This is a genomic window from Methyloversatilis universalis FAM5, assembly GCF_000214035.2.
In the GTDB taxonomy this organism is placed as follows: Bacteria; Pseudomonadota; Gammaproteobacteria; order Burkholderiales; family Rhodocyclaceae; genus Methyloversatilis; species Methyloversatilis universalis.
The window spans coordinates 320,130-341,663 of sequence record NZ_AFHG01000059.1 but is presented as its reverse complement, the minus strand read 5'-3'; the positions used below and the strand labels follow the sequence as shown (position 1 = coordinate 341,663).

The following is a 21,534-nucleotide window of genomic DNA, read 5'->3' as shown; positions in this document are numbered from 1 at the left end:
GGCGCTTCAAGGGCGGTCTGGGCATTCAGGGGCAACACCCTCCGCCAGATCATCGCGAATGCACCACAGCGGGCGACGCCGGCCCGCCTCGAATGGCAGGGCCGGCCGCTCACCGCGTCACTCCTCGCCCGCGTCCTGCCCGCCCTCGTCGCCCTGATCGGCGTTGAGGTCGCCGATGCCGTAGCGGCGCAGCTTCACGTACAGGCTCTGCCGGCTCAGGCCGAGCATTTCAGCCGCCGAGGCACGGTTGTCGTTGGTCATGTCCAGCGCCGCCTCGATGCACAGCTTCTCGATCAGGTCGGTCGATTCGCGCACCAGATCCTTCAGCGACACCCGGCCGACCAGCCCGGTCAGCTGTTCGACCGAGCGCGGCATTTCGCGGCTGATGCGCGGTTCCGGTTCGATGCGGCGACTGACGCCCCGCACGGTGAACCCGATGCACGGGTGATCGCCACGGTCCACCGCGACCGCCGACACCTCGACGTCCACGTCCGAACCGTGCTCGCCGCGCAGCACCGTTGAAAACAGGCGGATCGAGCCGTGCTGACGCACATTCACCATCAGCACCTTGAAGTCGACCCCAGGGCGGCCGAGCCAGCGCTCCAGCGACTGCGTGCGCGCCTGTTCGATGGTCGCCAGCTGGGCAAGATCGACGAAAGCCTGGTTGGCGGTCAGGATGACGCCGTCCTCACCGGTCAGCACGAAGGCGTCCGGCACCATTTCGACCGCGTCCGTCACCGACATCCGTTCGCCGGATTCGGCGCCGGCGGCTCCGATCTGCGACAGGCGCACCAGATACAGCGAGGCCGCGTCCTGCCTGACCAGCGAGGCGGCCACCAGCCAGTCGCTGCCGCCCGGTCCGCGCACGCGCACGTCGTCCGAGCGGCCGTTGGCGCGCACTGCGGCGAACAGCCCCTGCACCGCCTGATTGCCGGCGTCGTCCAGCCCTTCGGGAAAATTGCGCCCGAGCACGCTGCGCGTGTCGTCCCCGAGCAGCCGGTTCGCGGCCGCGTTCGCCTCGACGATGCGCTGGCTGACCGTATCGACCACCAGCACCGCTTCCGACGTCATCTGGAACAGCAGGCGGTAGCGCGCCTCCAGCTGGCGCAGGCGGGCGTAGTCGCGCTCTATCGACTGCTGCGCGTCGACCAGCCGCTGCTGCAGCATGGACAGCGCGGTCAGGTCACGACCGAGCGCGACCACCGTACCGTCGTGGCCGATGCGCACGGTCGAGTAGAGCAGCGGCAGATCGCTGCCACCCGCCACCGGATGATTCACGTGCCGCGCACGGCGGCTGTCGCCGCTCGCCGCGTCCTGCAGCAGCGCCTCGACCTTGGGGCGGCTTTCCACCGTGACCACCTCGGTCCAGCGACGCCCCAGCCAGCGCGCGCCGGCCTCGGGCAGCAGCGCGCCGTCGTTGAATGCAAGGTCGCGGATGACGCCCTTGTCGTCGAGCAACAGCGCAACGTCGGAGGCGGCGGCAATGAGTCGTGCAGCCGACTCGGCGTCGACGCCATGTAGCAATCCCATCGGCGAATCAAAAGGCTTCACCGTCAACCTTCCCGCATCGGCGTCCATTTTCGCGATCTGATCGCGCCCCTGCTCCGAACCCAATCGATACCCTCCAGAAACTGATCACCCATGCGCGAATCGCACAGGCAGCAATGATTCGGCCATGTCGACCGCCGCGCTCGCGTCGCGGGCCGTGGCATCGGCGCCGACCAGCGGCACCCACTCAGGGCGGCTGACGAAGATCGGGCCACCGACCATCACCACGATGTCGCGCTGCAGCGATACGCGACGTGCCGCGACGATCCATTCGGCCAGTTCGTCGACCCGCGTTTCGCTGCCGAGCGACACGCCCACCAGATCGAAGCGCTCGGCGCGCAGCAGGCGCAGGGCCTCGCCGCGCGGTCCCGGCGTATCGAGCCGCACGTCCCAGCGGCGCTGGCGGAAGAAGTCGGCCACCATGGACATGCCAAAGGTGTGCTGCTCCCCGGGCAGGGTCGCAAGCAGCACGCGGCGGCCGCTTTCACCCGAATGCAGGTCGCTGCGGAAACTCGGGCTCACGTCGTGCAGCACCTGCTGTATCCGCCACAGGCCCAGCGTGACCTGGGTGAAATCGCACAGATCGGCTTCCCACAGTTCCCCGAGCCGCCGTGCCGCCGGCGCCAGCAGATCGAGGCAGAGCGCCTTGGGCCCGACACCGCGCGCGCGGATCGCCTGCACGCAGCGGCGCACGACGCCAGCATCCTGCGCCAGCACCAGATTGGCGAAATCGTGGATTTCGCGCGCCGAGATGCTCGCCGAGCCGATTGCGGCCTGCGGTGCATCGGCGACACCGCCATGCGCCAGCATCAGGCGCGGAATGATTTCGGCTTCTATCGTCTGCGCCAGATCACCCAGCCAGTCGGGGGCGGCGAACACCGGCGGCCCGATCGGCGGTCCGCCGAACTGACTGACCCCGCCCTGCTCCTGCGTGGATAGAGCCTCGCCCGACATCGGCACCCTGCGGGCGCCTCGCTGCGTCATCCCGGCCATCTTCCTGCCTCCTTGCGTCTTTTTTCTGTCGTGCCTCGACCGTGTCGGATGCGTCTTCGGCGGACGCAGCCTGGATGCGGACGGGCTGTACGGCTGCTGCGGGTCGTGAACCCAGTGTCCGTGGAGGCACTGATGACGAGGGTGAGCAAGTCTCTGGGCAGGAAGGCGGGTGTTCTGTCTGTCTGCAGAACTGGACGCCAACATTGTAGGAATAGAGCGCGCACCCCTGCACTGTCAAGTTAACTTGTCATTTTTGACCGCGCGGTCCGCCGGACGGGCGCCCGCTCCGCACGCATCGCCTCCGACCAATGTAATTTCGTCGTGACGTCAATTTACATTGACACTTTGTCCTCAGCCGTCTAGATTCGATTACGAGGACAGAGGAGACGCGACGATGCGCAACAAAGAGGCCTCACCGGCGACGCGGCACACGCCGCTCTACACGCCGGAAGAACGCCGCCGGCGTGACGATTCGCCCTGGACCCTGGTGCAGGGGGTGCTGGCGCCGGTGCAGTTCATCGCCTTCGCGATCAGCCTCGCGCTCGTGCTGCGCTATCTGTGGTCCGGCGAAGGCCTGACCGCCGCGACCTGGTCGGTGGTGATCAAGACCCTGCTGCTGTACGCCATCATGGTGACCGGCTCGATCTGGGAAAAGGCGGTGTTCGGCGTCTGGCTGTTCGCCCGCCCCTTCTTCTGGGAGGACGTGTTCAGCTTCGCGGTACTCGCGCTGCACACCGCCTACCTGGTCGCACTGGCGACCGGCAGCCTGGGCCCGGACGGCCTGATGTGGCTCGCGCTGGCCGCCTACTTCACCTATGTCATCAACGCCGGACAGTTCCTGCTCAAGCTGCGCGCCGCGCGGCTGGACGTGACCGGACCGGTCGCCTGCGAGCCCGCACCGGCGGTGCAGGCATGAGCAATCTGCACGACATTCCGGTCACCACCCGCAGCGGCTGCGGCGAACGCCCGGTGCTGCGCGAACGCGGCCAGCGGGAAGTGTTCTGCGGCCTGACCGGCATCGTCTGGCTGCACCGCAAGCTGCAGGACGCCTTCTTCCTGGTGGTCGGCTCGCGTACCTGCGCCCACCTGATCCAGTCCGCCGCCGGCGTCATGATCTTCGCCGAGCCGCGCTTCGGCACCGCCATCCTGACCGACCGCGACCTGGCCGGCATGGCCGACGCCAACGACGAACTCGACCGCCTGTGCGTCACGCTGCTCGAACGCCGGCCGGAAATCCGCACGCTGTTCCTGGTCGGGTCCTGCCCGTCGGAAGTGATCAAGCTCGACCTGGCACGCGCCGCCGAACGCCTCAATGCCCGGCTGCTGCCGCAGGTTCGGGTGCTGAGCTATTCCGGTTCCGGCATCGAAACCACCTTCACCCAGGGCGAGGACGCCGCGCTGCGCACCTTCGTGCCGCTGATGCCGCACACCGACGCGCGCCAGCTGATGGTGGTGGGCTGTCTGCCGGACGTGGTCGAGGACCAGTTCCGGCGCCAGTTCGAGCAGATGGGCATCGCAGACGTGGTGTTCCTGCCCGGCCGGCGCGCATCCGACGTGCCGGCGATCGGTCCGAACACCGACCTGCTGCCGGCCCAGCCCTTCAATGGCGACACCGTGCGCGCGCTGGTCGCCCGCGGCGCCCGCCTGCTGCACGCGCCCTACCCCTTCGGCGCCGAAGGCACGACCGCCTGGCTGGAAGCGGCCGCCCGCGCCTGGGGCGTGACACCGGCCGCCTTCGACGCGGTCACCGCGCCGGCGCGTGCGCGGGCTGAAACCGCACTCGCCCGGCAACGCCCGCTGCTGGCCGGACGCAGCCTGTTCATGCTGCCGGATTCGCAGCTCGAACCGTCGCTCGCACGCTTCCTGCATCGCGAACTGGGCATGCGGCTGATCGAGGTCGGCACGCCCTTTCTCGACCGCCAGATGGTGAGCGAAGAACTGGCACTGCTGCCGGAGGACGCCGTGCTCAGCGAAGGCCAGCACCTGGAGCGCCAGCTCGCCCGCGTGCGCGCCGCCCGTCCCGATCTCACCGTGTGCGGTCTCGGTCTGGCCAATCCGCTCGAGGCCGAAGGCCTGGCCACCAAGTGGTCGATCGAACTGGTGTTCTCGCCGATCCACGGCTACGACCAGGCGGGCGATCTGGCCGAACTGTTCGCCCGTCCGTTCGCGCGCCGCGCACGGCTGGCCGTCTGAGGGACGCACGATGCAGCTCACGCTCTGGACCTACGAAGGCCCGCCCCACATCGGCGCCATGCGCATCGCCACCTCGATGCGCGACCTGCACTACGTGCTGCACGCACCGCAGGGCGACACCTATGCCGACCTGCTGTTCACGATGATCGAGCGGCAGGACCACAGGCCGCCGGTCACCTACACCACCTTCCAGGCTCGCGACCTCGGTGGCAGCACCGCCGAACTGGTGAAGGCCGCGGTCGCCGAGGCCTGGGAACGCCATCGCCCCGCCGCACTGCTGGTCGGCGATTCCTGCACCGCCGAGCTGATCCAGGACCAGTCCGGCGCGCTGGCTGCCGGCATGCAGTTGCCGATACCGGTGGTACCGCTGGAACTGCCCGCCTACTCGAAGAAGGAGAACTGGGGCGCCGCCGAAACCTTTTACCACCTGGTGCGTGCCCTGCTCGCTGACCAGGTGCCGGCGCCCGGAAGCAGCCGCCCGCCGCGCGACCCGGCGCGCCGGCCGTGCGCCAACCTGCTCGGCCCGACCGTACTCGGCTTCCGCTGCCGTGACGACGTGATCGAGATCCGCCGCCTGCTCGACGCGCTCGGCATAGACGTCAACGTGGTGGCACCGCTCGGCGCCTCGGTCGACGACCTGCGCCGCCTGCCGGATGCCGACTTCAACATCGATCTCTACCCGGAGGTGTCGCGCACGCTGACCGGCTGGCTCGGCCGCAGCTTCGGCATGCCGGCCACGCGGACCATTCCGATGGGCGTCGGCGCCACGCGCGACTTCATCGCCGAAGTCGCCGCACTGGCCGGCGTCGATCCGTCACCGCTGCTGGCCAGTGAAACGCCGGGTGCAGCCGGACGCGGCACTTCGGCCTCGCGCCAGCCCTGGTATGCGCGCTCGGTCGACTCGACCTATCTGACCGGCAAGCGGGTATTCATCTTCGCCGACGCCACGCACGCGATCGCGGCCGCCCGCATCGCGACCGAAGAGATGGGCTTCACCGTGGTCGGCCTCGGCTGCTATGCCCGCGACTTCGCACGCGACGTGCGCGAGGCGGCGACGCGTTACGGCGTCGAGGCGCTGATCAGCGACGACTACCTCGAAGTCGAGAAGGCCATCGCCGCCGCCGCACCCGAACTGGTGCTCGGCACGCAGATGGAGCGTCATATCGCCAAGCGGCTCGGCATCGCCTGCGCCGTCATATCGAGCCCGATCCACGTGCAGGACGTGCCCGCCCGCTACAGCCCGGTGTACGGCTTCGAAGGCGCCAACGTGCTGTTCGACAGCTGGGTGCATCCGCTGGTGATGGGGCTGGAGGAGCACCTGCTGCAGATGTTCCGCGACGACTTCGAATTCAACGACGCCGCGCCCGCCTCGCACCTGCCTGCCGTCGCCGCACAGACGATGGCGGTGGCCGAACTCGGCAGCAGCGACGACGCGGACGACGCCCCCGCATGGACCGAGGACGGCGAGCGCGAACTGAAGAAGATTCCGTTCTTCGTCCGCGGCAAGGCGCGCCGCAATACCGAAAGCTACGCCCGCAGCCGCGGACTGAGCACCATCACGGTGGAGACGCTCTACGATGCCAAAGCTCACTTCGCGCGCTGAGCCCTCGACCGCCGATGCCACGCCGGTACGCGTGGTCATCGTCACGATGGACACCCACCTGGCCAGTGCCACCGAGCGCGCACGCAGCACGTTGCGGCGCGAACTGCCCGGTCTGGAACTCGAGGTGCACGCCGCCTCCGAATGGAGCGACCGGCCGGAGGCACTGGCGCGCTGCGAAGTAGCCATCGGCGCCGCCGACATCGTCATCGCCACCATGCTGTTCATGGAGGACCACTTCCGCCCGGTACTGCCGGCGCTGATCGCGCGCCGCGAGCACTGCGATGCCATGGTGTGCGCGATGTCGGCCAGTGAGGTCGCGCGGCTGACCCGCATCGGCCGTTTCGACATGAGCGCGCCGCCGAGCGGTCCGATGGCACTGCTCAAGCGGCTGCGCGGCAATGCCGGCAAGGGCGGCAGCAGTTCCGGCGAACGGCAGATGCGCATGCTGCGCCGCCTGCCCAAGCTGCTGCGCTTCATACCCGGCACCGCACAGGACGTGCGCGCCTACTTCCTGACGCTGCAGTACTGGCTGGCGGGCTCGCAGGACAACATCGCCAACATGGTGCGCTTCCTGATCGACCGCTACGCCGACGGCCCGCGCGCCCATCTGCGCGGCCGCATGAAAGCGGGCGCACCGTTCGACTACCCGGAGGTCGGCGTCTATCACCCGCGCATCGCCCAGCGCATCGGCGAACAGGTCGCTGCGCTGCCGACTGCGCCGGACGCGCGCGGCACGGTCGGCGTGCTGCTGATGCGTTCCTACCTGCTGGCCGGCAACGCCGCCCACTACGACGGCGTGATCGCCGCGCTGGAAGCGCGCGGCCTGTCGGTCATTCCCGCCTTCGCCACCGGTCTGGACGCGCGGCCGGCGGTCGAGCGCTTCTTCATCCGCGACGGCCGCGCCGTGGTCGACGCAGTGGTTTCGCTGACCGGCTTCTCGCTGGTCGGCGGGCCGGCCTACAACGACGCGAAAGCGGCGGAAGACCTGCTGGCGAAACTGGACGTGCCCTACCTCGCCGCCCACCCGGTGGAGTTCCAGACGCTGGAACAGTGGGGCGCCTCCGAGCGCGGCCTGCTGCCGGTCGAGAACACCATCATGGTCGCCATCCCGGAACTCGACGGCGCCACCAGTCCGATGGTGTTCGGCGGCCGCTCGGCCGGCGCCGGCGGTACCTGCGAAGGCTGCGCGCGCCGCTGCAGCTTCCCGCCCAGCGAGGGCGGGCGCGACATGCACGTGTGCGCCGAGCGCGCCGACATGCTTTCGGACAAGGTGGCGCGGCTGATCGCGCTGCGCCGCGCCGAACGGGCGCAGCGCCGGGTTGCGGTCGTGCTGTTCAACTTCCCGCCCAATGGCGGCGCGGTCGGCACCGCCGCCCACCTGTCGGTGTTCGCCTCGCTCTACCGCACGCTGGGCGCGCTGAAGCGCGAGGGCTACCAGATCGACATGCCTGCCAGCGAGTCGGCACTGCGCGACGCGCTGCTGACCGGCAATGCCGAGCGCTTCGGCGCACCGGCCAATGTGCATCACCGGATCCCGGCGGACGAACACGTGCGGCGGGAAACCTGGCTTCGCGAGATCGAGGCGCACTGGGGCCCGGCACCCGGCCGCGATCTGAGCGACGGCCGTCACCTGTTCGTGCTCGGCGCGCGCTTCGGCAACGTGTTCGTCGGCGTGCAGCCGTCCTTCGGCTACGAAGGCGACCCGATGCGCCTGCTGTTCGAACAGGGCTTCACGCCGACGCACGCCTTTTCCGCCTTCTACCGCTGGCTGCGCGAGGACTTCGCCGCCCACGCGGTGCTGCACTTCGGCACCCACGGTGCGCTCGAATTCATGCCGGGCAAGCAGGCCGGCCTGTCCGGCGCCTGCTGGCCGGACCGCCTGATCGGCGCGCTGCCCAACCTCTACCTGTACGCCTCGAACAACCCGTCCGAGGGCGCGCTGGCCAAGCGCCGCTCCGGCGCCACGCTGATCAGCTACATGACGCCACCGGTCACCCAGGCCGGCCTGTACGCCGGACTGGCCGAACTGAAGGTATCGGTCGAACGCTGGCGCGCACGCGAACCGGGCAGCGAGCGCGAGGCGCCGGCACTGGCTGCGCTGATCCAGGCGCAGGCGGCTGCGCTCGAACTGTGCGCGGCGACGCCGCCATGGGCCGACGCTGAAACCGCCATCACGACGCTGGGCCTGCAGATGCACGAACTGGAGCGCACGCTCATCCCCTGCGGTCTGCACGTGGTGGGCGAGGCGCCGACAGAAACCGAACGTGCCGACCTGCTGCACGCGGTCGCCCAGGCCGGTCACGGCATCGAATTGCCGCGCGCGATGATTGCCGCGGTCATGCGCGGCGACAGCCCGGAGCGCATCCGCAGCGCAGGCAACCTGGCCGACGATGACGGCACGCGCGCGCTGATCGAAGAACTGACGAAAACCAACCGCCTGCTGGCGAAGGACCACGAGGTCGATGCGCTGGTGCACGCACTGGACGGCCGCTTCGTCCGTCCTGCGCCCGGCGGGGACCTGCTGCGCACGCCGGCGGTTCTGCCGACCGGCCGCAACCTGCACGGCTTCGACCCCTTCCGCATCCCGAGCGCCTTCGCCGTGATCGATGGCGCGAAACAGGCGGCCCGGCTGCTCGCCCGCCATACCGACGACGGCCACCCCTTCCCGGAATCGATTGCCATGGTGCTGTGGGGCACCGACAACCTGAAGAGCGAGGGCGGGCCGATCGCGCAGGCGCTGGCGCTGATGGGCGCGCAGCCGCGCTTCGACAGCTACGGCCGCCTGGTCGGTGCGCAGCTGGTGCCGCTGGAAGAACTGGGCCGGCCGCGGGTCGATGTCGTGATCACGCTGTCCGGCATCTTCCGCGACCTGATGCCGCTGCAGATCCGCATGCTGGCCGAAGCCGCCTTCCTCGCCGCCAGCGCCGACGAGCCGCTGGCGCACAACTTCGTGCGCAAGCACGCACTGGCCTTCCAGGCGGCCAATGGCTGCGACCTCGAAACCGCCGCGCTGCGCGTGTTCGGCAATGCCGAAGGCGCTTACGGCTCGAACGTGAATCACCTGATCGAGAACAGCCGCTGGGACGACGAGGACGAACTGGCGGAAACCTATACCCGACGCAAGGGCCACGCCTACGGCCGCAGCGGCCGTCCGGTCGCCCGCAGCGCGCTGCTCGCCAGCGTGCTGGCCGACGTCGAACTGGCCTACCAGAACCTCGAATCGGTCGAACTGGGGGTGACCACGGTCGACACCTATTTCGACACGCTGGGCGGCATCTCCCGCGCGGTGCGCCGCGCCCGCGGCGCCGACGCCGCGGTGGCACCGGTCTATATCGGCGACCAGACCCTGGGCGAAGGATCGGTGCGCACGCTGGACGAACAGGTGGCGCTGGAAACGCGCACCCGCATGCTGAACCCGAAGTGGTACGAAGGCATGCTGGCGCACGGCTACGAAGGCGTGCGCCAGATCGAAGCGCACATCACCAACACCATGGGCTGGTCGGCCACCACCGGCCAGGTATCGCCCTGGGTGTACCAGCAGCTGACGCAGACCTTCGTGCTCGACGAGAAGATGCGCACCCGGCTGGCCGAACTGAATCCCACCGCCGCCGCCAAGCTCGCCAACCGGCTGATCGAGGCGCACGACCGACGTTACTGGCAGCCGGACGACAGCGTGCTCGCACGCCTGCGCGAGGCCGGTGACGAACTGGAAGACCGCCTCGAAGGCGTGTTCCAGCGGGCCAGCGCATGACGCACCTCACCCACTTCTCCAGGGCCGCACCGTGAATACAGTCACCACCACCCATGTCCCGCTGTCGTCGCTGAAGACGCGTCGCGGCACCTCGCAGGCGGACGGCGAAGGCAGCGTTCAGGTGCATCAGGACCCGACGCTGCGCATCGGCACCGCCAAGGTGTTCGCCGTCTATGGCAAGGGCGGCATCGGCAAGAGCACGACATCGTCCAATCTGTCGGTCGCCTTTTCCAAGCTCGGCAAGCGCGTGCTGCAGATCGGCTGCGATCCCAAGCACGACTCGACCTTCACGCTCACCAAGTCGCTGGTGCCGACGGTGATCGACATTCTCGAAACCGTCGATTTCCATTCGGAAGAACTGCGGCCGGAGGACTTCGTGTTCCCCGGCTACAACGGCGTCATGTGCGTCGAGGCGGGCGGCCCGCCGGCCGGTACCGGCTGCGGCGGCTACGTGGTCGGACAGACCGTGAAGCTGCTGAAGGAACACCACCTGCTCGACGAGACCGACGTGGTCATCTTCGACGTGCTCGGCGACGTGGTGTGCGGCGGTTTCGCCGCACCGCTGCAGCACGCCGACCGCGCGCTGGTGGTGACCGCCAACGACTTCGATTCCATCTTCGCGATGAACCGCATCGTCGCCGCCATCCAGGCCAAGTCGAAGAATTACAAGGTGAGACTGGGCGGCGTGATCGCCAACCGCAGCAATGCCACCGACCAGATCGACCGCTTCAACGAGCGGGTCGGCCTGAAGACCATGGCGCAGTTTCCGGACCTCGACGTGATCCGCCGCAGCCGGCTGAAGAAGGCCACGCTGTTCGAGATGGATCCGACGGTCGAGGTCGAGGCGGTGCAGCACGAATACCTGCGCCTGGCCGCCTCGCTGTGGGCCGGCGCCGATCCGCTGGAATGCGCGCCGATGAAGGACCGCGACATTTTCGACCTGCTGGGATTCGACTGATCATGGACAGCTCCTACCTCGAACGCCGTGGCGAGATCGCCACCTATTTCGACCGCACCGCGGTGGATGCCTGGAAGCGGCTCACCTCGGACGCACCGGTCGGGCGCATCCGCGCCACCGTGCGCGCCGGCCGCGACCGCATGCGCGCCACGCTGCTCGACTGGCTGCCGGAGGACATGCGCGGCCGCCGGCTGCTCGACGCCGGCTGCGGCACCGGCGCGCTGGCGGTCGAGGCGGCACGCCGTGGCGCGCATGTCGTCGCAATCGACCTGTCGCCGACCCTGGTCGGGCTGGCGCGCGAGCGCATGCCGCAGGGCCTGGCCGGCCACATCGACTTCCGCTCCGGCGACATGCTGGATCCGGCGCTCGGTCACTTCGACCACGTGGTGGCGATGGATTCGCTCATCCACTACCGGCCGCGCGACGCGGTGCGCGTGCTGTCCGGTCTGGCCGCACGGACCGCCGCCTCCATCCTGTTCACCTTCCCGCCCAGCACGCGCGCGCTCGACGCCATGCATTTCGTCGGCCGCCTGTTTCCGCGCGGCAACCGGGCACCGGCGATCGAACCGGTGCGCGCCGCGGTGCTCGGCCGCCTGATCGCCGAGGAGGACGGCCTGCGCGCGATGGCGCCGCTGCGCAGCGAACGCGTGGTCAGCGGCTTCTACACCTCGCAGGCGATGGAACTGGTGCGCACATGAACGCGCCGCGCAGAGGGCACGGACTGCCCGCACTGAACGCCCGTGCCGCACGGCTCTGGACCGGTGTCGGCGCGCGCTTCCTGCCCTTCGCCGACGCGGCCAGCGACGCGCTGCCGCTGGCCCGCCTGCTGCGCCTGTCGCTGTTCCAGGTGTCGGTCGGCATGGCCACCGTGCTGCTGATCGGCACGCTGAACCGGGTGATGATCGTCGAGATGGGCATGGCCGCCTGGCTGGTGGCCGCCATGGTGGCGCTGCCGCTGCTGTTCTCGCCCTTCCGCGCGCTGCTCGGCTACCGCTCGGACACTCACCGCTCGGCGCTCGGCTGGCGCCGCGTGCCCTATCTGTGGATGGGCACGCTGGTGCAGTTCGGCGGGTTGGCCATCATGCCCTTCTCGCTCATCCTGCTGTCCGGCGACACGCGCGGCCCGGAATGGGTGGGCCAGGCCGGCGCCGCGCTCGCCTTCCTGATGGTGGGCGCCGGCATGCAGACGGTACAGACCGCCGGCCTCGCGCTCGCCACCGACCTCGCACCGGCCGCGGCGCGCCCGCGCGTGGTGGCGCTGATGTACCTGATGCTGCTGGTCGGCATGGTGGGCAGCGGCATCGCATTCGGTCTGCTGCTGGCCGACTTCTCTCAGCTGCGGCTGATCCAGGTGATCCAGGGATCGGCCCTGCTCACCATGGCGCTGAACATCGCCGCGCTGTGGAAGCAGGAGGCGCGCAGCGCACGCGGCACCGACGCGCCGCGCCCGCCCTTCCGCACGATCTGGCAGCAGTTCGCGACGCACGCGCGCGCCACCCGCTACCTGCTGGCGCTGGGGCTCGGCAGTGCCGCCTTCAGCATGCAGGACATCATTCTCGAACCGTATGGCGCCGAGGTACTGGGCATGGGCGTCGGCGCGACCACCGCACTGACCGCGCTGATGGCCTGCGGCGCGCTGGCCGCCTTTGCCTTCGCGGCGCGCACGCTGGCGCGCGGCGTCGATGCCTGCCGCGTCGCCGCCTTCGGCGCGCTGATCGGCATCGTCGCCTTCTCGACCGTGGTGTTCGCCGAGCCGCTGCACTCGGCCGCGCTGTTCCGCGGCGGTGTCGGCCTGATCGGCTTCGGCGGCGGACTGTTCTCGGTCGGCATGCTGACCGCCGCCATGGGGCTGGACAGCGGCGGCCTGAACGGACTGGCGCTCGGCGCCTGGGGTGCGGTGCATGCCTGCAGCACCGGCCTGGCCATCGCCCTCGGCGGTGCGCTGCGCGACATGGTGTCCACGCTGGCCGCCGCCGGCACGCTGGGCCCGGCGCTCATCTCGCCGGCCACCGGCTACAGCTTCGTCTATCACTGCGAAATCTATCTGCTGTTCGCCAGCCTGGTCGCACTCGGGCCACTGGTGCGCAGCGCCCCGCACGCACCGGCTCCGGCCAGCGCGAAGTTCGGACTGGCCGATTTCCCCGGCTGACCATCCATCACACAGGAGAATGACCATGGAAACCGGCGCCATCACACAGTACATCGACGTCGCCCAGCTCGTGCTGTACGCGTTCTGGATCTTCTTTGCGGGGCTGATCTACCACCTGCACCAGGAGAGCAAACGTGAGGGCTACCCGCTGGAATCGGACCGCTCGGACAGCATCCGCGTGCAGGGCTATCCACCGATTCCCGACCCCAAGACCTTCCGCCTGCAGGACGGCCGCACGGTCACCGTACCCAATGACTTCAGGTCGCCGCAGACGCTGAAGGCCACGCCCAGCGGCAACTGGCCGGGCGCCCCGCTGGACCCGACCGGCAACCCGATGCTGGATGGCGTCGGTCCCGGCGCCTGGGCTGACCGCGCCGACCTGCCCGACCTCACCTTTGACGGCGCGCTGCGCATCGTTCCGCTGCGCGACGCGCCGGACTACGACGTCGCGCACCAGGACACCGACCCGCGCGGTCTGCCGGTGCTCGGCGCCGATGGCGCACGGGGCGGCGTGGTACGCGACCTCTGGGTGGACCGCTCGGAAGCGATCTTCCGCTACCTCGAACTGGACGTGCCGGCCGAAGGCGGCACGCGTCGCGTGCTGCTGCCGATGAACTTCTGCCGTGTCGGCGAACGCGCGGTCAGGGTGGCCTCCATCCTCGGCCACCAGTTCGCCAGCGTGCCCCAGCCCAGGGCGACTGATCGCATCACGCTGCTGGAAGAGGAAAAGGTGATGGCCTACTACGGCGGCGGCACGCTGTACGCCGAGGCGTCGCGCAAGGAACCTCTGCTGTGAGCGGCCTGCGCGCAGTCCGCCACGACGGCCACGAACACGAGTTCGAAGCTGCGCCTGGCCTGCCTGAACGGCTGCCGGCCGACGAAACCCTGCTCTGGCAGGGTGGCCCGGACTGGAAGCAACTGGCACGCGAGCGCTTCCACTTGCGCGCGCTGGCGCTCTACTTCGCAGTCATCCTCGCGCTGCGCGCCGGTTTCGTCGTCGCCGACGGCGGCAGCTTCGGCGACGCAGCCAGTGCCGTGCTGATGCTGCTGCCACTGGTGCTGGCCGCGCTCGGCATGATCACGCTGCTCGCCTGGCTGAGCGCGCGCACCACGGTCTACACGATCACCGACCGCCGCGTCGTGATGCGGGTCGGCATCGTGCTCAGCCTCACCTTCAACCTGCCGCTGAACCGCATCGAATCGGCCGGGCTGAAGCTCACGCGCGACGGGCACGGCAACATTCCGCTGCTGCTGGCCGCGCCCGACCGCATCGCGCTGCTGCACCTGTGGCCGCACGCGCGACCGTGGCGGGCCGCGCGGCCGGAGCCCATGCTGTGCTGCATCGCCGACGCCGCCCGCGTCGCCGGCCTGCTGACCGAAGCCTGGCAGACCGCGCACCGCGCAGGGCTGCAGCCGGCACGCGCGCAGGCCGCCGATGCGCCCGCACCGCGTGCCCGCCGCACCGCCGGCGCGCCGCAGCTGGCAACGCACTGAGGCCGACCGCATGAGCGCGCATTCCGCCCCCGCACTGCCGCGCTGGCCGCTGTTGGCCATCGGCCTGACGCTGGCAGGCGTGCTGGCCGCGGTGGCGCTGGTCCGTGTGTCCGGCACACCGATCGCCGCACCGGACGCGCCGGCGATCGCGGAGCGCGCGCTGCGCTTCGAGGACAGGCCGGACGGCAGCATCGCCGTGATCGACGCGCGGACCGGCACCCAGATCGACGCCTTCGTCGGCGAACAGGGCTTCGTGCGCGGCACGCTGCGCGGTCTGGTGCGCGAACGCCGCCGCCAGCAGATCGGGCCGGAGCAGCCGTTCTCGCTGGTCGCCCGCGCCGACGGCCGGCTCACGCTGATCGACCCGGGCACCGCACGCCGGGTCGACCTCGAATCCTTCGGCCCGGTGAACGCCGGCGCCTTCGGCCGGCTGCTCGACGCCGGCCGCCCCACCCTGCATGCATCGGGAGCACAGCCATGAGCACCGCCACACAGCCTGCGCCGCAGGCCGCCGTTTCCGTCGAGGCCACCGACAAGGCGCGCGTCAGCACCATGCTGAGCCCGCGCTTCTACACCACCGACTTCGACGCGATGAACCGGCTGGACGTGAGCCCGGTGCGCGCCGAGTGGGACGCGATGATGCTGGAGTACGAAGGCGACAACAATCACGACCACTTCCAGCGCAGCGCCGATTTCGGCGAACAGATCCGCGACCTGCCACCGGCCCTGCACCAGGAGTTCATGGACTTCCTGATCAGCTCGATCACCTCCGAGTTCTCCGGCTGCGTGCTGTACAACGAAATCAAGAAGAACGTCGACAACCCGGACATCAAGGCACTGATGGCCTACATGGCACGCGACGAGGCGCGCCATGCCAACTTCCTGAACATGTCGCTGAAGGACTACGGCCTCGGCGTCGATCTGGGCAGCCTGAAGCGCACCAAGCGCTATACCTTCTTCAAGCCGAAATACATCTTCTACGCCACCTATCTGTCGGAGAAGATCGGCTATGCACGCTACATCACCATCTACCGGCAGCTCGAACGTCATCCGGAACTGCGCTTCCATCCGATCTTTCGCTGGTTCGAGCGCTGGTGCAACGACGAATTCCGGCACGGCGAATCGTTTGCCCTCATCCTGCGCGCCCAGCCTCACCTGCTGCGCGGCGCCAATCTGCTGTGGGTGCGCTTCTTCCTGCTCGCGGTGTACGCCACGATGTACGTGCGCGACCACATGCGGCCGCAGCTGCACCAGGCCATGGGACTGGAGGCGGACAGCTACGACTACGCTGTATTCCGCATCACCTCGGACATCTCGAAACAGGTGTTCCCGCTGACACTGGACACCGACAGCCCGGCCTTCCGCGCCGGCCTCGAACGGCTGTTCGCGCTGGCCCAGGCGAACGAGTGGGCCAAGCAGCAGGGCGGCCTCACCGGTCTGCTCAAGCGCGGCGTCTGCGCAGTGGCCGCCTTCGGCACCTTCGCCCGTCTCTACCTGCACCCGGTCAAGCCGAACACGGTGCCGGACGACGTGCGCGTGTCGCCGGCCTGGTGAGCGCGATGGACGGCGCCCTGCCCGGCTGGGCGCTGCCCCTGCTCTACGCGCTGGCGCTGTGGTGGGCGGCGACCGGTGTCATCCTCTATCTGGACGGCCTGCCGCGACGCACCTTCCGCGTCAGCATGACGGTGGCCAGCGGGCTGGCGATCGCGGCGCTGATCGGCCTGCATCACAGCGCGCAGCTCGACAGCGCGCTCGGCAGCTACTGCGGATTCACCAGCGCGCTGGTGGTGTGGGGCTGGATGGAAATGAGCTTTCTGATGGGCTGGGTGACCGGCCCGCGCAAGCACGCCTGCGCCGCCGGCTGCGACGGCCTCGCGCATTTCCGGCACGCGACCGAAGCCATCATCCATCACGAACTGGCCATCGCCGGCGGCGCGCTGCTGATCCATCTGCTCACGCTGGACGCCGCCAACGCCACCGCGCTGCACAGCTATCTGCTGCTCTGGGGCATGCGGCTGTCGGCCAAGCTGAACCTGCACTTCGGCGTGCGCAACTTCAGCGAGGAATTCCTGCCGCCGCACCTGCTCTATCTGAAGAGCTTCTTCCGCCGGCGCCGCATGAACGCGCTGTGGCCGCTGTCCATCGTCGCTGGCGGCGCGCTGACCGGCGAACTGGTCGGCCACGCGGCCGCCGCAGCCCCGGGCAGCGCCGATGCGGTCGCCCTCACCCTGCTCGCCACGATGGCCGGCCTGGCGGTGCTCGAACACCTGTTCATGGTGCTGCCGCTGCCGCTGAACGCGATCTGGAACTGGGGTCTTAAATCGCGTGCTCGTGAGGGCGTGAAACCGCTCTGATACGACCGCGGTCAGGCACGTACTCCTTGCAGGAGCGACTTCTGGTCGCGATGCGACCTGCCGGGCCTTCGGCTTCGATACAGGCTGCATCGCGAGCAGGCCCGCGCCCACAAAAGCCGGCTCCGGTGGCGAACAGGGCGCAATCCTTGTGGGACCGAGCACGGGTCGCGATGCGGCCATTGCAGACCGCGAGCGCCGGCCGGTTCAGGCCGTAATCGCGGGCACGCGCGCCCCCGCAATGCCCGGCTCCGTCGACGGGGCGAGCGTGCTTCTCATGGGCGCGGCCCTGGCCGTGCCATCACCGCGCCAGCAGATCCAAGGGCACACCGGACCGGCCGGTATCAGCTGCCGACGCGCGCGAAGAACAGCCCGCGGTTGATGTCGCCGATGCTCACCATGCCCACCAGCTTGCCGTCACGGGTGACCGGCATGCGGCGGAAGTTCTTCACGCCCATCCAGGACGCGGCTTCGAGTACCGGTGTCTCCGGCGCCAGCGCCAGCGGATTGCGCGTCATCACCGCGTCGACGCGCATCGCCAGCACGGCGTCGTAGCCCTGCTCCATCGCGAGAAAATCGCGCGTACCGACGTTGTCGTGGATGTAGTCGCCGAGCTTGGGATACATCGGCAGCATGATGTCGCGCACCGACACGATGCCGACCAGGGTGCGGTCCGGCTCGATGACCGGAATGGCGCCACAGTGACGGCTGAGCATGTGGATGACGACCGATCTGACACTGTCGCCGGGGGCTGCGCTGAGCACGCCGGACGACATGACTTCGCTGACCTGCATGACTGTCTCCTCTGCGCGGAGTGCGGGAGGGGCCAGCCGACCCGGGCGCTGCGCGATGCGGGCGCACCGGGTGGCGCGCCCTGCCTGCGTGGTGTCCGGATCCGCTCCCGCAGAGGCGCTGTCTGGCCCAGCGCGGAGGAGAACTGCAGGAGCGGCCGAACGGGGTCAGGTCGGCGCACCGCAGCGCGCCGACCGCGGATCAGGGCTTGGCTGCCGCCGCCGGCTCTGCGGCCGGTGCCGGTGCCTCGGCCGCCGCGACAGGCGGCAGCGCGGCCTGTGCGCCGGGCGCGCTGAGCGCCAGATAGTCCTTCAGCATCGAGCTGCCGTAGAGCGGCTTGTAGGCGCCCTGGTGGCAGGTCGCGCAGTTCAGCTTGGCGACATCGCCTGTGGGGCCGCGCCGGTGCGCCGGGAAGGTTCCGGTCAGCGGCGTCATGTAGTCGTTGTTCAGGTCGCGCGCCATCCGTATGCCGTGCCAGGCGGTCTGCCGCTGCGGCGTGCTTTCGCTCCAGGGGGCGAAGGCGCGGCTGTTGTGGCAGTAGGTGCAGTTCACGCCGAGCGCATCCGACATGTGCATCATCAGACCGTAGGTGCCCTCGGTGTCCGCCAGCGAGCCGTGCGGCGCGGTCGGCAGCGCGCTCACCGCATTGACGCGGATCTGCTGGCCCTTCTGCAGATAGCGGCTGAAGGCATCGTAGGGCAGCGAGGCATAGGCAACCGCGGCATCCGGCGTGTTCTGCTGCATCTTCGATCCGGCCATGCGGGTCGCGTGTTTCTGCGGCGCCGGCTGGAACCATACCTCGGCCGGTACCGGCTGACCGCGGTGACAGGTGTAGCAGGTGACGCCGGTCTCGGCGACGTGCGCCTTCCAGTCGGCATTGATGTGCTGCGTCATCTGGATCATCCGCCGCGCCACCACCTTGGTGTACATCGAGTCGTCGGCCATGTTCTCCAGCTTGTGGCAGTAGGCGCAGCCCTTTTCCGGCGCGACCCAGGCGCTCATCGCCACCATCAGCCGGGTGAATTCGGCCACGCTGACGTCGCCCAGCACCTTCACGTTCTGGAACACCTCGGACGCCTTCTGCCCTTCGCGCGGCGCTGCCGGTATCGCGACCGGCACCACGTTCTTCGGCTGCTCGCCCTCGACGATGCGCGGGTTGTACACCTGGACCATGCCGGTGCCGCGCATGCCGCGCTGCACCGTGTCGATCGGCGGCTTCTCGCAGGCGGCGAACAGCAGCCCCGCCCCCAGCATCGCGACGACGCGCAGTATTGCCTTCAGCCTGTTCATGGTTGCACTCCTTGCACGGTGGCGGGATCGACGACGGTGCCGAACACCGCCGGATACATCGGTGCAACGTGATGCTTGACGGCCCACAGATACCAGTTGTCGACCACCGTGCCGGTCAGCAGGATGCCGATGCCGCCGGTCAGCGGGCACAGCACCGCGAACCACCAGGCCCAGCGGTGGATGGATTCCATCGACGCGTTGAAACCCATGGTCCAGCGCCAGAACAGCGCGGCGCGCTCGGACGCGGTCCCGCGATCGACGATCTGTTCGATCTCGCGCTCGCCACCGAAGCGGCTGACCGCAAGGATGGTGGCGCCGTGCATCGCGAACAGCAGGGTCGAGCCGTAGAGGAAGGCGATCGACAGCATGTGGAAGGGGTTGTAGAACAGGTTGCCGTAGCGGATCGAGAACGCGGCGGTCCAGTCCAGGTGCGGGAAGATGCCGAAGGGCACCGCTTCCGACCACGACCCCATCAGCACCGGGCGGATGAAGCCGAGCACCAGGTAGAGCCAGATCGCGGCCGCGAAGGCCCAGGCCACGTGGGTACCCATGCCGAGCGCGCGTGCCCTGCGGTACATGCGCACCCACCAGAGCAGGATGGAGGTGGTGAGGAAGAAGCCCGCCATCAGCCACCATCCGCCTTCGTTCAGCGGGGGTATCGACAGTCCGTAATGCGGCGCCGGTGGCTCCAGCGCGAGCCAGAACAGCTGGCGCACGAACTCGATCGGATCCCAGTTCACCGAGGCCATCATGTTCAGGCCGATGATCTCGAAGGCGATGAAGCCGCAGATCAGCGACGCCAGCCCGAACCAGCCGAGGTAGATGGGCCCGACCTGCGCGTCGCCAAGGCGACCGAACAGATGCACGTGGATCGGCGTGCCGGTGCGCTCGCGGTCGTCACGACCGACCGACACCCCGGGAAAGGACGGTGCATGCACCTGCACCTGCGTGAATAGATTCTGGTACTCGGCCATGATGGCACCCTCGCTTTCGTCTGTTATCGCCACACGGGAAGGTTGAGCCACCAGCTCCACCATTCAGGCCACCCGCGCGTCCAGAACGGACCGCTGATGACGATGCACACCGCGCTCCAGAAGCCGGCGGACAGCGCCAGGAACAGGCCCAGCCGGTGCACGCCCAGCGTGCCGATCGAATAGCCGATGGCGTCGCGGAAGAAGGTGTTCTCGTGGTCCGGTGTCTTGACCACGCCATCGCCCGGCGGATTGGTCGCCGACAGGATGAGCGCACCGTGCAGCGACAGCGCCAGCGTGGTGGCGAAGAAGCAGCTCACCGCCAGCATGTGCGCCGGGTTGTAGTGGAAGTGCAGATACTGGTAGCCGGTGTTCGACACCCAGTCGAGGTGGCTCATGATGCCGTACGGAAAGCCGTGGCCCCAGGCGCCGAGCAGCAGCGGCCGGAACACCACCAGGGTCACGTAGGCGAAGATGGCGAACGAGAAGGCCACCGGCACGTGATAGCCCATGCCGAGCTTGCGGCAGATCTCGACCTCGCGCAGCGCCCAGGACACGAAGGCGCCGATGGCGCACACCGTGATCAGTTGCCACAGCCCGCCTTCCATCAGCGGTGCCATGCCGAGGCCGTACTTCAGGTCGGGCGGCGCGATGCTGATCTGCCAGAGATTCCAGGTGCTGCCCTGCGAGGCGCCCCAGATGATGAGCAGTGTGCCCAGCAGCGCGAAGAACAGGCTGGTCACACCGAAGAAACCGACGTAGAAGGGGCCGACCCAGAAGTCGAACAGGTCTCCGCCGAGCAGCGTCCCGCCACGGATGCGGTATTTTTTTTCGAAACTGAGCATGGACATGCCAACCCCCTTATCCGGAAGCGCAATGCCTCCGCGGTAGAAACGCGCTGCAGCCCTCATGCGGGGCCGGGCAGGCCCGGTCCCCGCACTCCTGCCGTCAGTGCATTTACTGCGTGGTCCGCATCGCGACCGGAGCCGGCATTGCGCTCTGGGCCGTGGCTGCGGGCTTCTTGCTCGGGCCTTCGATCCAGTTGAAGCGATCGGTGCTGAGCAGGATGAAATGGATCAGGAGCGCCAGCACCATGAGGAAGGTGAACAGCGCGACCAGCGATCTGCGCGGATCGAAAAGCAACCAAATACGCCACATATCTGCGCTCCTATGCCTGGTAGATGTAAGGAATGACCGAGTAGGTCGCCGCCTTGACGCCTTCGATCAGCGACGCGTATCCCTCGGAACCCGGCAGCCACGGGCGCCAGTTCCAGACGAGGATGTGCGCGATGATCGCGACGACCAGAAAGACGATGAAACTGGTCATGAAAATGGCGTGGAATTCCCGCGCCTCGGAATCTGTCAGTCCTGACAGGGATCCGCTTCTAGTGCCATCAGCCATACCGATTACCTCCTGACGGGCCTTTCGGCCATTGCCGCG

General features: G+C 68.8%; 20 protein-coding genes. 12 read left to right on the top strand and 8 right to left on the bottom strand.

Annotated features, from left to right (window positions below; all coding sequences use genetic code 11):
- Positions 1–117: 117 nt before the first annotated feature.
- On the bottom strand, positions 118–1,530 hold the full coding sequence (gene ppsR, locus METUNV1_RS19440) for a transcriptional regulator PpsR (RefSeq protein ID WP_162829707.1): 1,413 nt from the start codon (positions 1,528–1,530) through the stop codon (positions 118–120).
- A gap of 105 nt (positions 1,531–1,635) precedes the next feature.
- Positions 1,636–2,541: a cobalamin B12-binding domain-containing protein gene (locus METUNV1_RS19435; RefSeq protein WP_008064796.1), complete on the bottom strand. Its 906-nt coding sequence runs from the start codon at positions 2,539–2,541 to the stop codon at positions 1,636–1,638.
- A gap of 394 nt (positions 2,542–2,935) precedes the next feature.
- Here METUNV1_RS19435 and bchF point away from each other — a divergent pair, with 394 nt between their 5' ends.
- The 12 genes from bchF to puhE are packed head-to-tail and all read left to right on the top strand — an operon-like array spanning position 2,936 to position 17,043.
- Positions 2,936–3,457 (top strand): 2-vinyl bacteriochlorophyllide hydratase, encoded by a 522-nt coding sequence (gene bchF, locus METUNV1_RS19430; protein WP_008064794.1) that lies wholly within the window; start codon positions 2,936–2,938, stop codon positions 3,455–3,457.
- Positions 3,454–4,734 carry a ferredoxin:protochlorophyllide reductase (ATP-dependent) subunit N gene (locus tag METUNV1_RS19425; protein ID WP_008064792.1) on the top strand — a complete coding sequence of 427 codons (1,281 nt, stop codon included), beginning with the start codon at positions 3,454–3,456 and terminating at the stop codon, positions 4,732–4,734. The genes bchF and METUNV1_RS19425 overlap by 4 nt, the downstream gene beginning before the upstream one ends.
- Before the next feature lie 10 nt (positions 4,735–4,744).
- A complete protein-coding gene (gene bchB / locus METUNV1_RS19420) occupies positions 4,745–6,337 on the top strand; it encodes a ferredoxin:protochlorophyllide reductase (ATP-dependent) subunit B (protein WP_008064790.1) in 1,593 nt (530 codons plus the stop codon).
- Positions 6,312–10,088: a magnesium chelatase subunit H gene (locus METUNV1_RS19415; RefSeq protein WP_008064788.1), complete on the top strand. Its 3,777-nt coding sequence runs from the start codon at positions 6,312–6,314 to the stop codon at positions 10,086–10,088. Before bchB ends, METUNV1_RS19415 begins: the two co-directional genes overlap by 26 nt.
- Before the next feature lie 31 nt (positions 10,089–10,119).
- Positions 10,120–11,046: a ferredoxin:protochlorophyllide reductase (ATP-dependent) iron-sulfur ATP-binding protein gene (gene bchL / locus METUNV1_RS19410; RefSeq protein ID WP_008064786.1), complete on the top strand. Its 927-nt coding sequence runs from the start codon at positions 10,120–10,122 to the stop codon at positions 11,044–11,046.
- Between the two features lie 2 nt (positions 11,047–11,048).
- Positions 11,049–11,744 (top strand): magnesium protoporphyrin IX methyltransferase, encoded by a 696-nt coding sequence (bchM, locus tag METUNV1_RS19405; RefSeq protein WP_008064784.1) that lies wholly within the window; start codon positions 11,049–11,051, stop codon positions 11,742–11,744.
- Positions 11,741–13,195, top strand: a complete 1,455-nt coding sequence (locus METUNV1_RS19400) for a BCD family MFS transporter (protein ID WP_008064782.1) — start codon at positions 11,741–11,743, stop codon at positions 13,193–13,195. Before bchM ends, METUNV1_RS19400 begins: the two co-directional genes overlap by 4 nt.
- Positions 13,196–13,220: 25 nt before the next feature.
- On the top strand, positions 13,221–13,991 hold the full coding sequence (gene puhA / locus METUNV1_RS19395; protein ID WP_008064780.1) for a photosynthetic reaction center subunit H: 771 nt from the start codon (positions 13,221–13,223) through the stop codon (positions 13,989–13,991).
- Positions 13,988–14,689, top strand: coding sequence for a photosynthetic complex putative assembly protein PuhB (gene puhB / locus METUNV1_RS19390; RefSeq protein WP_008064777.1), 702 nt, complete (start codon positions 13,988–13,990; stop codon positions 14,687–14,689). Before puhA ends, puhB begins: the two co-directional genes overlap by 4 nt.
- 10 nt (positions 14,690–14,699) lie before the next feature.
- Positions 14,700–15,170, top strand: coding sequence for a photosynthetic complex assembly protein PuhC (gene puhC, locus METUNV1_RS19385; RefSeq protein WP_008064775.1), 471 nt, complete (start codon positions 14,700–14,702; stop codon positions 15,168–15,170).
- Positions 15,167–16,243: a magnesium-protoporphyrin IX monomethyl ester (oxidative) cyclase gene (gene acsF, locus METUNV1_RS19380; protein WP_008064773.1), complete on the top strand. Its 1,077-nt coding sequence runs from the start codon at positions 15,167–15,169 to the stop codon at positions 16,241–16,243. Before puhC ends, acsF begins: the two co-directional genes overlap by 4 nt.
- Positions 16,244–16,248: 5 nt before the next feature.
- Positions 16,249–17,043 carry a putative photosynthetic complex assembly protein PuhE gene (puhE, locus tag METUNV1_RS19375; protein ID WP_043360367.1) on the top strand — a complete coding sequence of 265 codons (795 nt, stop codon included), beginning with the start codon at positions 16,249–16,251 and terminating at the stop codon, positions 17,041–17,043.
- Between the two features lie 341 nt (positions 17,044–17,384).
- Here the strand turns inward: puhE and METUNV1_RS19370 are convergent, their stop codons facing one another.
- The 6 genes from METUNV1_RS19370 to pufB form a co-directional block, all read right to left on the bottom strand.
- Positions 17,385–17,834 carry a CBS domain-containing protein gene (locus METUNV1_RS19370; RefSeq protein ID WP_008064768.1) on the bottom strand — a complete coding sequence of 150 codons (450 nt, stop codon included), beginning with the start codon at positions 17,832–17,834 and terminating at the stop codon, positions 17,385–17,387.
- Between the two features lie 199 nt (positions 17,835–18,033).
- A complete protein-coding gene (pufC, locus tag METUNV1_RS19365; RefSeq protein WP_008064767.1) occupies positions 18,034–19,122 on the bottom strand; it encodes a photosynthetic reaction center cytochrome PufC in 1,089 nt (362 codons plus the stop codon).
- Positions 19,119–20,147 carry a photosynthetic reaction center subunit M gene (pufM, locus tag METUNV1_RS19360; RefSeq protein ID WP_232416289.1) on the bottom strand — a complete coding sequence of 343 codons (1,029 nt, stop codon included), beginning with the start codon at positions 20,145–20,147 and terminating at the stop codon, positions 19,119–19,121. Before pufM ends, pufC begins: the two co-directional genes overlap by 4 nt.
- Entirely contained in the window at positions 20,120–20,944 is an 825-nt protein-coding gene (gene pufL / locus METUNV1_RS19355) for a photosynthetic reaction center subunit L (RefSeq protein ID WP_008064764.1), read from the bottom strand. Before pufL ends, pufM begins: the two co-directional genes overlap by 28 nt.
- Positions 20,945–21,050: 106 nt before the next feature.
- On the bottom strand, positions 21,051–21,251 hold the full coding sequence (gene pufA / locus METUNV1_RS19350) for a light-harvesting antenna LH1, alpha subunit (protein ID WP_019916985.1): 201 nt from the start codon (positions 21,249–21,251) through the stop codon (positions 21,051–21,053).
- Between the two features lie 10 nt (positions 21,252–21,261).
- Complete coding sequence (gene pufB / locus METUNV1_RS19345; RefSeq protein ID WP_024300835.1) at positions 21,262–21,495, bottom strand: light-harvesting antenna LH1, beta subunit; 234 nt, start codon at positions 21,493–21,495, stop codon at positions 21,262–21,264.
- Between the last annotated feature and the right edge of the window lie 39 nt (positions 21,496–21,534).

Bases quoted from the DNA above. Each gene is read 5' to 3' on its own strand.
- puhC (WP_008064775.1), top strand. From the start codon at position 14,700: ATGAGCGCGCATTCCGCCCCCGCACTGCCGCGCTGGCCGCTGTTGGCC.
- pufB (WP_024300835.1), bottom strand. From the start codon at position 21,495: ATGGCTGATGGCACTAGAAGCGGATCCCTGTCAGGACTGACAGATTCC.
- pufL (WP_008064764.1), bottom strand. From the start codon at position 20,944: ATGTCCATGCTCAGTTTCGAAAAAAAATACCGCATCCGTGGCGGGACG.
- puhA (WP_008064780.1), top strand. From the start codon at position 13,221: ATGGAAACCGGCGCCATCACACAGTACATCGACGTCGCCCAGCTCGTG.
- bchF (WP_008064794.1), top strand. From the start codon at position 2,936: ATGCGCAACAAAGAGGCCTCACCGGCGACGCGGCACACGCCGCTCTAC.
- METUNV1_RS19400 (WP_008064782.1), top strand. From the start codon at position 11,741: ATGAACGCGCCGCGCAGAGGGCACGGACTGCCCGCACTGAACGCCCGT.
- bchM (WP_008064784.1), top strand. From the start codon at position 11,049: ATGGACAGCTCCTACCTCGAACGCCGTGGCGAGATCGCCACCTATTTC.
- METUNV1_RS19435 (WP_008064796.1), bottom strand. From the start codon at position 2,541: ATGGCCGGGATGACGCAGCGAGGCGCCCGCAGGGTGCCGATGTCGGGC.
- bchB (WP_008064790.1), top strand. From the start codon at position 4,745: ATGCAGCTCACGCTCTGGACCTACGAAGGCCCGCCCCACATCGGCGCC.
- METUNV1_RS19370 (WP_008064768.1), bottom strand. From the start codon at position 17,834: ATGCAGGTCAGCGAAGTCATGTCGTCCGGCGTGCTCAGCGCAGCCCCC.
- acsF (WP_008064773.1), top strand. From the start codon at position 15,167: ATGAGCACCGCCACACAGCCTGCGCCGCAGGCCGCCGTTTCCGTCGAG.
- METUNV1_RS19415 (WP_008064788.1), top strand. From the start codon at position 6,312: ATGCCAAAGCTCACTTCGCGCGCTGAGCCCTCGACCGCCGATGCCACG.
- pufC (WP_008064767.1), bottom strand. From the start codon at position 19,122: ATGAACAGGCTGAAGGCAATACTGCGCGTCGTCGCGATGCTGGGGGCG.
- METUNV1_RS19425 (WP_008064792.1), top strand. From the start codon at position 3,454: ATGAGCAATCTGCACGACATTCCGGTCACCACCCGCAGCGGCTGCGGC.
- pufA (WP_019916985.1), bottom strand. From the start codon at position 21,251: ATGTGGCGTATTTGGTTGCTTTTCGATCCGCGCAGATCGCTGGTCGCG.
- ppsR (WP_162829707.1), bottom strand. From the start codon at position 1,530: ATGGGATTGCTACATGGCGTCGACGCCGAGTCGGCTGCACGACTCATT.
- puhE (WP_043360367.1), top strand. From the start codon at position 16,249: ATGGACGGCGCCCTGCCCGGCTGGGCGCTGCCCCTGCTCTACGCGCTG.